The following is a 13081-nucleotide window of genomic DNA, read 5'->3' on the forward strand; positions in this document are numbered from 1 at the left end:
GTTCATGAAACTAAACAGAGGACAGGATGAAGCGATAAAGCACGGGAATGGACCGTGTATGGTGCTGGCACCTCCGGGTTCGGGAAAGACGCTTATTGTCACAGAACGTACCCGTTATCTGATCGAGGAGAGCGGAGTACGCCCGGATCAGATTCTTGTAATTACTTTTACAAGATATGCAGCACGTGAAATGAAAGAACGTTTTGAAAGGCTGACTGCCGGAAAAAATTATCCGGTAACGTTTGGGACCTTTCACAGTATTTTTTATGGGATTCTAAAATGTGCCTATGGGATTGGTGCGAATAATCTGATGTCTGAAAAAGAGTCCTCTGTACTTTTACAGGAGGTCATAGACCAGACCGATATCGAATCAACACCTGAGGTAGAAGATGAAGAGGAACTGGTGAGAGAACTTCTGCGGGAAGTCGGCATGGTAAAGAACGGACTTTGTCATCTGAAAGATTTTCACAGTAAGTATCTTACACAAGATGAGTTTGCAGAAGTGTTCCGCAGCTATGAGCATCAGAAAAAAGAACTGAAAAAATTTGATTTTGATGATATGCTGGTACAGTGTTATGCACTTTTCCGGAAAAAGCCGGAGATTCTGCAGGGATGGCAGAAGCGTTTCCAGTATATCCTGATCGATGAATTCCAGGATATCAACCGTGTACAGTATGAAGTGATCCGGATGCTTGCAGCACCGAGGTACAATTTGTTTGTAGTCGGGGATGATGATCAGTCCATTTATGGATTTCGTGGAGCAAAGCCGGAGCTGATGCTTTATATGAAGCAGGAATTCCCGTCACTTCGGACCATTTCGCTGACGATGAATTATCGTTCTACCGAATTTATTACCGGAGCAGCGGCAAGAGTGATTTTGCATAATGATACCCGTTTTTACAAGCGTGTACAGTCATTTCGGGGAAGAGGACAGAATGTTCATGTGCAGGAAGTCCTGGATGAACAGGAAGAGGCGCAGTATGTAACGGAAGAGATCCAGAAAAAACTGGACCAGGGAATAAGGCCGGGAGAAATTGCTGTACTTTTCCGGGCAGCAGTCCAGGCGCGAATGATTTCGGAAATATTAAGCGAACACCGTATCCCGTTTGAAATGCGGGATTATGTGACCAATTTTTACAGGCATTTTATTGTAAAAGATATGATGGCATATCTGCAGTTGGCAGCAGGAAAGCGGGATAGGTCGCTTTTCCTGACAATCTGTAACCGACCACTCAGGTATCTGGCACGGAACAGTATGGAGAACCGGCAGGTAAATTTTGAGGATCTGCGTAAATTTTATTGCGATAAGGACTGGATGCTGGATATTATTGACCAGTTTGATGTGGATGTCCGTATGATGAAGAATATGGCACCTTATGCGGCAATCCAGTATATCCGAAAAAAGATCGGATATGATGATTTCCTGAAAGAATATGCCGAAAAACATCAGATTTCGTGGAAGCAGCTGATGGATGTGATGGCAGAGCTTGAGGAGAGGAGTAAAAACTTCAAATCCTATGATGAATGGGAAATCCATATTGCAAAATATACGCAGGAGCTGGAAGAACAGCAGGCAAAGGCAAGGAAGATCAAAGGAGAGCGGGAGAATAAGGTACAGCTGATGACGATCCATTCAGCGAAAGGACTGGAATTTGAGGATGTATTTGTGATCCATGCCAATGAGGGTGAGATTCCGCATCAGAAGGCAGAAAAGAAAGACGAGATTGAAGAAGAGAGAAGACTTTTTTATGTAGCACTAACCCGTGCGAAGAATAATCTCTGTATTTCCTATATTACACAAAAAAACGGGAACAGTATCAAACCGTCCCGTTTTGTGGAAGAGCTTTTAGGTCAGAGAATAAAATAATTATTCTTCAATATCAAAGCCTTCAAATTCCTGTGTATCAAGCCATTCATCAAACTTATCCGCAGCGCGGTCATACTCATCATCATCTTCGATATTCTGAAGATCATGATCGGAGCCGCCTGTGGTATCACGGATAAAGCGATAGATCCATACGTCTCCGTCCTCATTTCCACCGTCTTCATCAAGCGGAAGAAGTGCAATGTATTCGGTAGAATCCATATTAAAAGTTGTGATAATGGCGCATTCGATTTCCACATCGTCATCAAGTGTCAGTGTGACAACATCGGATTCAAGCAGATTATGTTCCTTTTCCATTGTTCAGTTCTCCTTTCAATCTGATACTATCACTCTAACAGAGTATGGGGATATTTGCAAGGGGAAAAGTATTGACATTAGCGGTAAAAAAGATACAATAAAAGAAAGGTTTCAGGGAGGTTTATCTATATGAAGAAAAAGATTTTTTCTATCTTTCTTGTGATGGTTCTCTGTATTGGCATGACTGCAGGCTGTAAGAAGAATGTTGGGACAAGCCAGGACAATGCAATAACAGAAGAGGACGATGACAGCAAGGAAGAGGCAAAAAGCTATCGTTTTGGATTTAGTTGTATTACCATGGAAAATCCATACTATATTACACTTGAGCAGGCACTGAGAGAAGCAGTCGAAGCACAGGGAAGTACGCTGGTGACAAAAGATCCGGCACTGAATGTAGACACCCAGATCGAGCAGATCCATCAGATGATCAAAGACGGACTGGATGCCATTTTTCTGTGTCCGGTATCAAGAGATGCGATCACACCTGCTCTGGAAGAGCTTAAGGAAGCCGATGTTAAGATCATCAATATTGATACGGAAGTTAAGGATACGGATTATATTGATGCCTTTATTGGTTCGGATAATAAAGCTGCCGGACAGCTTTGTGGAGAAGATCTGATACAGCAGAGTCCGGATGGTGGAAAGATTGTAATTCTTGAAGGTCTTACACAGAATTCTATTGTAGAGAGAATTACAGGCTTTGAGGAAGCAATTGCCGGAAAGGGATTTGAGATTGTAGGAAGAGCAGATGTCAGTGGAGATTTGAACGAGGCAAGAGAAGCAGCTAACAAGATTTTTGCAGAGAATAAGGATGTTACGGCAGTAATGTGCGGGAACGACCAGATTGCGCTTGGGGCACTGGTTGCAGCAAGAACAGCCGGTCTTACTGATGTAAAGATTTACGGGGTAGATGGTTCTCCAGATCTGAAAAAAGAACTTCAGAAGCCGGATTCCCTGATTCGCGGAACAAGTGCGCAATCACCGATCAAACTCGGAAAAGAATCGGTCAAAATCGGTTTTGCTATTTTAAACGGGGATGATTATGAAAAGACAACGTATCTGGATGTATTTTTTATTGATGCCTCGAATGTAGATATGTATGGAGTTGACGGATGGCAGTAACAGGGGGAACAGTGGATATGAAGACAGCAGTGGGATTTCCGTTTCCACAGGGATGTACTGTGGAAGGACAGACAGCGAATTTTTCGGTAGCAGTTCCGGAAGGACAGACATGTGAACTGATCATTTATAAAAAAGGTGCCAGGGCTTCAGCATTTTCACAGGAGATGCCATACTCTGATGTGGCAGGAAATCTGCACTTTCTCTCCGTGGTGCTGGAACAACCGGAAGATTATGAATATTGTTATAAAATCGGTGGAAAGATAGTTCCGGATCCATATGGAAAAGCATTTTCAGGCAGAGAACTCTGGTCTGTGTCAAAGGGAAAGGAAAAGAGAAAACTGCGTACCCGGATTGTAACAGATACATTTGACTGGGGAAAGTCGCAATTTCCACATCTGAAAAAGGAAGATGTGATCGCCTACAGTCTTCATGTCCGTGGATTTACAAAACACAGTTCGTCCGGAGTCGCACACAAAGGAACGTTTGACGGAGTTACGGAGAAACTGCCCTATCTTCAAAAATTGGGGATTAACCAGATCCATCTGATGCCGGTTTATGAATTTGATGAGAATCAGAGGCATGTGAATTACTGGGGATATGGAAAAGCATATTTCTTTGCACCAAAAGCATCATATGCGGCAGGAGATCCGGTGAATGAGATGAAGTCACTTGTTCGTCAGATGCATCTTGCAGGGATTGAAGTTATTCTTGAGATGCCTTTCACAGAGGGAACTACGTTTTCTCTGATTTTAGATTGTCTGCGTTACTGGGTGATGCAGTATCATGTGGATGGATTTATTGTGAATCCATATATCTGCAATCCGGATGAACTTGCAAAGGATCCTGTGCTTGCGAAAAGTAAGATCCTCAAAAAAGAAGACGGATTCCAGAATGTGATGCGCCGTTTCTTAAAGGGAGATGAGGGCATGATCCGGGATGTGATCTGCCAGCTGAAGAATCAGGATACACAGCTGTATAATTATATTGCAAGCCACAACGGATTTACGCTCTGTGATGTAGTTTCCTATGATGGAAAGCACAACGAAGCAAATGGTGAGAATAATCTGGATGGTCCGGATTACAATTACAGCTGGAACTGTGGGGCAGAAGGGAACAGCCGGAAAAAGGCGGTTAACGAGTTGCGGAAGAATCAGATATTTAATGCGTTCTTTTTACTTTTATTTGCACAGGGAATGCCGTGTATCCTTTCCGGGGATGAATTTATGAATACCCAGAAAGGGAATAATAATGCATACTGTCAGGATAATCTGATATCATGGCTTGACTGGAACCAGCTTTCCAGACAGGAAGAATTATATACATTTGTATGTCGACTGATTGCACTTCGCAAAGCCTGTATGAAGCAGATAGCGAAAAAATCAGAAGACACGATGGGCAGAAGCGGAATCCCTCAGATTTCCTATCATGGGGAGGATGCGTGGCAGATGCCGGCAGGGCGTGCAAGCAGACAGCTTGGTGTATTCTATCATGAAGAAAGTACAGAGAAGGACTTTTATATTGCATATAATATGCACTGGCTTTCGCATTCATTTGCACTTCCTTCCCTTCCAAAAGGAATGGAATGGGTGTGCATAGCAGGGACAAAAGAAGGAGTCCTGGATGAAAAAGAAGCAGTTCCGGTAAAAGATAAGAAGGTTCAGCTGGAGGAGCGAACGATCAAAGTTTTTGTTGGAAGGCAGGCTAAAGAATGAAAATCTGGAAACATTTTTGCACCATAACACATCACAAATATCTGGTTATGAAGAACTGCTTTAAGGTAGGACTTTACAGACAGGGACTTTTGCATGATATGTCGAAGTATTCTCCGGCGGAGTTCTGGGTTGGGTGCAGGTATTTCCAGGGAAACCGGAGTCCGAATAACGCAGAAAGAGAAGAAAAGGGCTATTCTTCGGCATGGCTGCACCATAAAGGGCGCAATAAACATCATTATGAATACTGGATTGACTACGGACTGGAAGGAGAACCAATGCTTACCGGGATGAAGATGCCCAAAAAGTATGTGGTCGAGATGTTAATGGACCGGATCGCAGCATCCAAGATTTATATGAAAGATAAATATACGGATACGTCACCGCTTGAATATTATCTTCACGGTATTGCAGGGGACTGGATGCATAAGGATACCAGGGCACTTCTGGAAGAACTTCTCTATATGCTCGCGGCAGACGGGGAAGAGAAAACTTTTGATTATATCCGGAATACCGTGTTGAAAACGAGAGATTATTAGAAAAAGAGGATAAAAACATGGCAGATTTACCAAAGGATCCAATGATCCTTCTGAGTGTGGTCAATACAAAATTACGGGATTTTTATGCAGATCTGGATACTCTTTGCCAGGAGATGCAGATTGAGAAAAAAGAACTGACAGAGAAACTGGCATCCATTGATTATGAATATGATGCAGAGCTGAACCAGTTTGTATAGAGAGGTTAATAACATATGAATAATATTGATTTTGATGCAATAGATCTTACCAAAGAAGCTCCGGTCACTGAGCCGGAGAGACAGTACTATTACATTGCCAAAGCGCGGAAGTATGTAAGCGAAAAAGCACAGGAGATCGGAAGAGATCTGACTTTTTGCGTGACGACTTTCGGTTGTCAGATGAACGCTCGTGACTCCGAAAAGCTGGTCGGTGTTCTGGAACTGATCGGATACAAGGAAGAGCCGGATGAAGAGAAAGCAGACTTCGTTATCTACAACACCTGTACTGTCCGTGAAAATGCGAATCTGCGTGTTTACGGACGTCTGGGACAGCTTGGTGCAAAGAAGAAAAAGAATCCGCATATGTTCATCGGACTCTGCGGATGTATGATGCAGGAACCGACTGTTGTAGAGAAGATCAAGAAGAGCTATCGGTTTGTTGACCTGATCTTTGGAACTCACAATATTTATAAATTTGCAGAACTGATCGTGACAAGATTTGAATCTGAGCGAATGGTGATCGATATCTGGAAGGATACCGATAAGATTGTGGAGGATCTTCCGAGCGAACGCAAATTTTCCTTCAAATCCGGTGTTAACATCATGTTCGGATGTAACAATTTCTGCAGCTACTGTATCGTACCGTATGTGCGTGGACGTGAGAGAAGCCGTAATCCCAAAGATATCATTCGCGAGATTGAAGGACTTGTGGCAGATGGTGTGGTAGAAGTTATGCTCCTTGGTCAGAATGTAAACTCTTATGGAAAGAATCTGGAAGAGCCGATGACATTTGCACAGCTTCTTCAGGAGATTGAGGAGATTGAAGGACTGGAGAGAATCCGCTTTATGACTTCCCATCCAAAGGATTTGTCAGATGAACTGATTGATGTAATGGCACATTCCAAGAAAATCTGCAAGCATCTGCATCTTCCGGTTCAGTCAGGAAGCAGCAGGATCCTGCAGAAGATGAACCGCCATTACACCAAGGAGCATTATCTTGAGGTGGTAAGAAAGATCCGCGAAGCAGTGCCGGATATTTCCCTTACAACGGATATTATCGTCGGATTCCCTGGGGAGACAGAGGAAGATTTCCAGGATACTCTGGATATTGTAAGACAGGTGCGTTATGACAGTGCCTTTACTTTTATCTATTCCAAGAGAACAGGAACCCCTGCGGCAGCAATGGAAGATCAAGTTCCTGACGACGTGGTAAAAGACCGTTTTGATCGCCTTTTAAAAGAGGTGCAGCAGATTTCAGCGGAAGTATGCTCTGTACATCAGGGAACCACACAGGATGTGCTGGTAGAAAGTGTCAACGATCATGATCCGTCATTGGTGACAGGACGAATGAGCAACAACCTCCTGGTACATTTCCCGGGAGATGAAAGCATGATCGGTAAGATCGTGACAGTTTACTTAAAAGAGGCAAAAGGCTTCTATTATATGGGAGAACTCTGTAAATAAATCCAATGATTTGTGATAAAATCCAAAAGAAACGCTCATGCTATGTAAGAGATTTGCATAGTGAGGGCGTTTTTTATGGTGAAAAGAGTGAGTAAAAGGGTAAGTGAGATAGTCTTTCTGATAGCAGCAGGGGGAAGCACCTATTATCTGATCGAGATCTGGTTTCGTGGATTTTCTCATTGGACCATGTTTGTGCTTGGGGGAGTTGCATTGACATTTTGCAGTTTTCAGGGCGAGGTAATGCACTGGTCTGAGCCGATGTGGATTCAGATTATCCGGGCAGTGCTTTTCCTGACATCCCTGGAATTTATGACGGGGATTATCTGTAATAAATGGCTGAAGATCGGGATCTGGGATTACCGGGATCAGCCGTTCCAGCTGTGTGGCCAGATCTGCCTGCCATTTATGGTGATGTTTTCAGGACTTTTATGCCTTGCGATCGTGCTTGGAGGAGTGGTGCTCTGGGGCGTATATGGGGAGGAAAAGCCGGAGTTTCATGTATTGTAAAAGATGATCTTCGAGGTGTTATTATGTCTTTTGTATTATATGGTTATCAGTAGATTTTACTTTTCGGGTTGTTTATCATAATTTTGGAACACCTCAAGATATAAAAATCCAAAAGATCATAGAAGTGTTTAATTGTTAATAAAATTCCGAAAATGGAATTTTCTATATGTGAAAAATGACGAAAAAAAGATGAAAAGAGTCATGGGAAACCAAACTCTTTTCATCTTTTTTGTGTATGGTTACAAAAATGAGTATAAATGCATTTTGTTAAATGTAAAATGTTGACAATTTTGGGAAAATTCAGTAAGATACAAGAAAGGTTCAAGATAAAAACAAGTGAATATAATCATGGAAAAAGGAGGGCAGCAGGAAAAATCGGGGAAAATATAAACTGTTTTTTATTGAATGAGAAGTATATGTTATTTGGAGGAAAAATAAAAATGAATCAATATGATGAAGCCTTAAAAAAGGAGACCGCGTTTTTAGGTCAGCCTAGGGGGGTGGGGACTCTCAGTTTTGTACAGCTTTGTTCATCTTTTTCAAGCTACGCAATGAATGCCGTAATGATCTATTACCTGTATGCAAATGCACCTGCAGGTCTTGGATTCGATAAAGCGGATGCAGCACAGTTGATTTCTTTATACGCAACTGTAGTCGGGATGACAACCATCATCGGAAGCTATGTCTGCGATCGTATCCTTGGATGTCGTAGGTCACTGCTTGTAGCCAGAGTTACCGGATTTATCGGTTATACTTTACTTGCATTTCCACTTGGGGTAGTAGGATATGCAGCAGCTATGGGATGTATGGTATTCAGTTCACTCTTCGCAGGAAGATGTATCGAAACTCTGATCGGTAAATTCTACGATGAGAACGATGGAAGACGTGACAGTGCCTTCACAATATCTTACGTAATTTCCAACATCGGTGCAGCAGCTCCGGCTCTTGCAGGTGTAATCGCAGCGAAATGTGGATACCACGCAGCATTCGCATTATCAGCAGTTCTCTCGTTCTTAGGTACTGTTGCTTATATTGCTACTTACAAAAAATTCTTCGGAAATATCGGTCTGGAACCGGATGATCCGCTTCCGGAAGATAAGAAACGTTCTTTCGTTGTAAAAATGCTTATTGTTGTTGCTATTGTAGGAACAGCTTTAGCAGTTTCATTTGCAACAGGAAAGCTGAAAATATCTTCCTTTGCAAACGTAGTAAGTACTATTTCTATCTTTATCCCACTTGCTTATCTTGTATTCATCTACTCAAGCAAGAAGACAGAAAAGCATGAGAAAAAGAAAGTACTTTGCCTGCTTCCGCCATTTATTTGTAACGCCGTTACACTTTTGATCTGGACACAGACAATTTCAATCCTTGCTATCTTCTATGAAGAAAAAGTAAACCGTGTGATCTTCGGAGTAGAAATTCCGGCAGCTTCCTTCCAGACAATCCCGGCAATTTTTGCCGTTTGCTTCGGTAGTATTCTTACTATGCTTTGGACAAAACTTGGCAAGAAACAGCCGTTCGGAACAACAAAGATGGGATTCGGAACGATTTTATGGGGACTTGGCGCAATGATCATTGCACTCCTTTATGTCATCTACCCAGGCGATGCAAAAGTAAATGCATGGTGGATCGTGTTGTTCTATGCAGTACTGATGGTTGCTGAAGGATTTACATGCCCGATCGGTTACTCCATTACAGCAGTAGCAGCGCCAAAAGCCTTTGTAACACAGATGATGACTGTATGGTCAATGTCTCAGTCAGTAGGAGCTGCTCTTAACATGATTCTCGTTAACTTCTATAAAGAAGGAAGCGAAGTGCCGTTCTTCATCGGAATCGGTGCGGTTGTAGCTATCCTTGGTGCAGTCGTACTCGCTTTCAGCAAGAAGCTTGCAGAAGGAATGGGAATGGAAAGAGAAGCGTAGGAAATTTCTCGAGAATAAATCAAATAAATGTCTTCTTAAAGAAGAAGTAATAAAAAGTATCAAAAAAAGATCCTTGTCAGGCAGAGATGTCAGGCAAGGACTTTTTAATTCTATAACATTTTGCAATATTTTGTAATAAAGGAGGAAAGTGAGGTGGACAGATTTAAAAAAATGCTGCGATTATTACAATATAAACTATAAATCCCTATGTACTTATATGCAGAAAAATAAAATATCAAAAGAGAAGGCGCTCAGCCATTATTATCAGTATTATAAATATAATCGTTTTACATATAACCATGTGACTTATGACAGTTTCGCCGCATGCTGCATGGCATATGAAATTAAACCGATCTGCGTCCGGCGATATGCAAAAAGAAAGCATTTTCTGCTGCGGCATGCGCTTTCCAGCTATTTGAATTATCATAATAAAAGAAAAATATATTTCTGCGGACAGGAATATATTACATTTACATCATGTTGCAGAGCATTTGGATGCAATGCATCTTATGTGTCGGCATACGCAAAACGGCACGGAATATCCAGAGAAGAAGCTTTGAAATTTTATATCAATCGTATTGAAAAGCAGGAAGGACAAAAAATAGATTCCAGAACATTTGTATTCCGGGATAGTATTTATCATAATTTGAGTGACTGCTGCCGCAATCTTGGTATAAATGTCAACAGCGTTTATGGTTACATGTGGAGAACAAAAAAGAGTAGGGTAGAGGCGGTTGAATATTATTATACAAAAAATGCAGAGGAACAGTTTGAATGGGAGTCCGTTTTATATCCATCTTTATCGGTATGTTGTACGAAATTTAATGTGTCATTAAAAGCGATGCGCAATAGAGCATGGCGAAAGAATTGTTCGGCACAAGAAGCATTCCGGCATTGTTTGAAAAGGAAGAAGAATCTGGAAATGGACACGTTTTACTATAAAGGTGATAGGTATAAGGACTTAAAAGAATGCTGCAAGCAATATGGAATCAATGTTCAATCTGTGCATTCTTATAGGTTCCGGAATAAAGACAGCGATTACGATGAGGCGATTGATTATATTAGAAAGATTACGAAACAGCGGCAATTTATTTGGGAGGATGGAAGTGTATATGAATCAATCAATTCCTTTTGTAGAATGAAAAGTATCTCTGTAAGCAGTGTGAGAGATAAAGCGAGAAAGAAAGGGATGTCTTTACAGGAAGCGGCAAAATATTATATTGAGAGAAATAGTTATGACTGATGAGTATGCAGTATAAGCGGATGGTAGAATTTGTGAGAAATGTGTTGCTGTTTATTGTAATTGTGATAAAATTAGGATAAAATAAAGATAGCAAAAAGTGAAAGGAGAGGTGGAAATGATACAAATTCGCCCAGTTTCTGATCTCAGAAATAAATTTCCTGAAATTGAGACTCTTGTTAATAGTGGAAATCCTGTGTATTTAACTAAAAATGGATATGGAGCTATGGTTGTTTTAAGTTTAGAAGAGTATGCAAGCCTCACTGATAATATCGAAATGAAGCTTGATGAAGCTGACAGGCAGGCTGCGAGAACCGATGAAAGACTTTCTCACGAAAGCGTGTTCAAAAATGCAAGGAGTGCAATACATGGAAAATAAATCTTATCAGCTTCGTTACTTGCCAATATTTGAAACTGATTTGCTAAGTACGGTAAATTACATTACAAATGTCTTGAAAAATGAAGATGCAGCACATCGGTTGGTTGATGATATTGAAAGTGCCATATTGAAAAGGCTGGAAAATCCTCTTGCGTTTGAACCTTATCGTTCTGCAAAAATGAGAGAGTATCCATATTATCGGATTTATGTGAGGAATTATGTGGTATATTATGTGGTTATCGGGAATGTTATGGAAGTAAGGCGACTGATATATAAAAGCACTTGATAAGGAACTGTAAGTTACGATGTTAAAAAGTAGAAGTTACTGATGATGGAACGCCGTATGAGGGGAAACTCTCATGTCCGGTGTGAAGTGGGGGAAAGTCTGGCGATAACATCAAAGGATTACCTATCACTATAGGACCGTTTGATTGCCCTGCATCATTTGGATATTGGTTGGAAACCATCTGACTTGGAACAGAGGGAAGGACGTATTATCCGTCAGGGAAACCATAATAAAAAGGTTCATATCTTCCGGTATGTAACAGAATCCACTTTCGACAGTTATATGTGGCAGTTGATCGAGAACAAGCAGAAATTCATTTCCCAGATTATGACGAGCAAAGCACCGGTCAGAAGTTGTGAAGATGTGGACGAAGCGGCGCTGTCCTATGCAGAGGTCAAAGCACTTGCAACCGGAAATCCGGCAGTAAAAGAGAAGATGGCATTAGATGTGGATGTGGCAAAATTAAAGCTTTTAAAAGCTAATCACATGAATAACCAGTACCGCCTGGAAGATGACATTGCAAGGAATTTTCCGCAACAGATTGCAAAACTGACGGAGATTATTGCCAGCTACAAGGCAGATAAAGGAAGTACTGTTGATCGTATTTCGGTAGAGGAGTTTCCAAATTACACTATTCCCGTGATTTCATTGAAGAATCAGAAAAAAATGGTTGCAGTATTAGAAAAAATCGACGCTAAGATAAGGACTAATAATAAGATAAATGATTATTTATCATATCAATCTTCGATGGCAGCTTGACCATTCATGAGCATTGGAAGTAACCAGTCTCTTATTGAGGCTAATTCATCACTTTCTTTCTGATATTGTTCTTGAAGCATGAGCAAACAATTAAACTTGTTTAAAATAGCTTTATTATCAGGAATAAAAACTGGAATATTTTCAATATCTCCTTTGGTAATGAATTTTACAATCGAACCTGAAGCTGCAGATTTAAATGACTTTATTTGATACATGCTTGCTAAATACAGAAGAGCATAATACTCTAGGTCTGGTATTAACACATATGTTCTTTGATAAGCATTAAATTTTCCTGTATAATGCTTAACATTAAACTCTCCATTGCCGGCTATCAAAATAGATGAAGCATTGAACGCATATTCATCACATTTCAATGTATTACTTGAGCAAGTAAAGAAATTATATTTCCCATTTGGTGATGAAAAATTTGCATCTTCCTTCCCAGTAACAATATTGGTCAAAGCAGATGCAATTGTATTATGACCAGTAATATTCCCAGTTTGAGCATCATTCATCATATTTTCATACAACAAGCAAAGTAGCTGTTCTAAATAATCATTTAAAGTGGAATGGAGAAGATAGATACGATCGAGAAATTTCTATTGTAAAAGAGTCATGACCAAAGAGAAATATCTAAATTATATAGATAGCCTTGTTATCCAGTAATTCAAGGAGAACGAATCAACTATCAAAATAAATAATGTTTTGAATACGGGGATGAAGTAGAAAGGAAAGTACCATGACAAAGGATGAAGTAAAAAAACTCTGGATGGAC

General features: G+C 40.7%; 14 protein-coding genes and 1 pseudogene. 13 read left to right on the forward strand and 2 right to left on the reverse strand.

Annotated elements, in window-relative coordinates; genetic code table 11:
* Positions 1–4: 4 nt before the first annotated feature.
* Complete coding sequence (locus PGQ33_RS15160; protein WP_270206004.1) at positions 5–1867, forward strand: ATP-dependent helicase; 1863 nt, start codon at positions 5–7, stop codon at positions 1865–1867.
* Here PGQ33_RS15160 and PGQ33_RS15165 read toward each other — a convergent pair whose 3' ends face one another.
* Positions 1868–2182: a DUF1292 domain-containing protein gene (locus PGQ33_RS15165; protein WP_008375343.1), complete on the reverse strand. Its 315-nt coding sequence runs from the start codon at positions 2180–2182 to the stop codon at positions 1868–1870.
* A gap of 129 nt (positions 2183–2311) precedes the next feature.
* Between PGQ33_RS15165 and PGQ33_RS15170 the strand changes: the two genes are divergently transcribed.
* The 12 genes and pseudogenes from PGQ33_RS15170 (at position 2312) to PGQ33_RS15225 (ending at position 12306) form a co-directional block, all read left to right on the forward strand.
* Positions 2312–3304, forward strand: coding sequence for a sugar ABC transporter substrate-binding protein (locus PGQ33_RS15170; RefSeq protein ID WP_270206005.1), 993 nt, complete (start codon positions 2312–2314; stop codon positions 3302–3304).
* On the forward strand, positions 3295–5016 hold the full coding sequence (locus tag PGQ33_RS15175) for an alpha-amylase family glycosyl hydrolase (protein WP_270206006.1): 1722 nt from the start codon (positions 3295–3297) through the stop codon (positions 5014–5016). Before PGQ33_RS15170 ends, PGQ33_RS15175 begins: the two co-directional genes overlap by 10 nt.
* Positions 5013–5552: a DUF5662 family protein gene (locus PGQ33_RS15180; RefSeq protein ID WP_008375346.1), complete on the forward strand. Its 540-nt coding sequence runs from the start codon at positions 5013–5015 to the stop codon at positions 5550–5552. Before PGQ33_RS15175 ends, PGQ33_RS15180 begins: the two co-directional genes overlap by 4 nt.
* A 17-nt stretch (positions 5553–5569) precedes the next feature.
* Positions 5570–5749 (forward strand): DUF4250 domain-containing protein, encoded by a 180-nt coding sequence (locus PGQ33_RS15185; protein ID WP_055157828.1) that lies wholly within the window; start codon positions 5570–5572, stop codon positions 5747–5749.
* A gap of 15 nt (positions 5750–5764) precedes the next feature.
* A complete protein-coding gene (gene miaB / locus PGQ33_RS15190; protein ID WP_270206007.1) occupies positions 5765–7213 on the forward strand; it encodes a tRNA (N6-isopentenyl adenosine(37)-C2)-methylthiotransferase MiaB in 1449 nt (482 codons plus the stop codon).
* Positions 7214–7288: 75 nt separating this feature from the next.
* The gene (locus tag PGQ33_RS15195) at positions 7289–7720 is read left to right on the forward strand and encodes a putative ABC transporter permease (protein WP_008375501.1); all 432 of its coding nucleotides are present in this window, start codon (positions 7289–7291) and stop codon (positions 7718–7720) included.
* 440 nt (positions 7721–8160) lie between these two features.
* Positions 8161–9642 (forward strand): peptide MFS transporter, encoded by a 1482-nt coding sequence (locus PGQ33_RS15200; protein WP_270206008.1) that lies wholly within the window; start codon positions 8161–8163, stop codon positions 9640–9642.
* Positions 9643–9790: 148 nt separating this feature from the next.
* Positions 9791–10885, forward strand: a complete 1095-nt coding sequence (locus tag PGQ33_RS15205; protein WP_270206009.1) for a hypothetical protein — start codon at positions 9791–9793, stop codon at positions 10883–10885.
* A 115-nt stretch (positions 10886–11000) separates the two neighbouring features.
* The gene (locus PGQ33_RS15210) at positions 11001–11261 is read left to right on the forward strand and encodes a type II toxin-antitoxin system Phd/YefM family antitoxin (RefSeq protein WP_117558181.1); all 261 of its coding nucleotides are present in this window, start codon (positions 11001–11003) and stop codon (positions 11259–11261) included.
* Positions 11251–11547 (forward strand): type II toxin-antitoxin system RelE/ParE family toxin, encoded by a 297-nt coding sequence (locus PGQ33_RS15215; RefSeq protein WP_270206010.1) that lies wholly within the window; start codon positions 11251–11253, stop codon positions 11545–11547. Before PGQ33_RS15210 ends, PGQ33_RS15215 begins: the two co-directional genes overlap by 11 nt.
* 135 nt (positions 11548–11682) lie before the next feature.
* A pseudogene (locus PGQ33_RS15220) lies at positions 11683–12129 on the forward strand (helicase); the annotation flags it as partial.
* Positions 12109–12306, forward strand: coding sequence for a restriction endonuclease subunit S (locus PGQ33_RS15225; protein ID WP_256171082.1), 198 nt, complete (start codon positions 12109–12111; stop codon positions 12304–12306). The pseudogene PGQ33_RS15220 and the gene PGQ33_RS15225, both read left to right, overlap by 21 nt.
* Here the strand turns inward: PGQ33_RS15225 and PGQ33_RS15230 are convergent.
* Positions 12285–12824 carry a restriction endonuclease subunit S gene (locus PGQ33_RS15230; RefSeq protein ID WP_117558176.1) on the reverse strand — a complete coding sequence of 180 codons (540 nt, stop codon included), beginning with the start codon at positions 12822–12824 and terminating at the stop codon, positions 12285–12287. The two genes, PGQ33_RS15225 and PGQ33_RS15230, sit on opposite strands and share 22 nt — an antisense overlap.
* Positions 12825–13081: the final 257 nt, after the last annotated feature.

The organism is Coprococcus sp. AM100_B19A, assembly GCF_027662015.1.
Classification (GTDB): domain Bacteria; phylum Bacillota; class Clostridia; order Lachnospirales; family Lachnospiraceae; genus Allocoprococcus; species Allocoprococcus comes.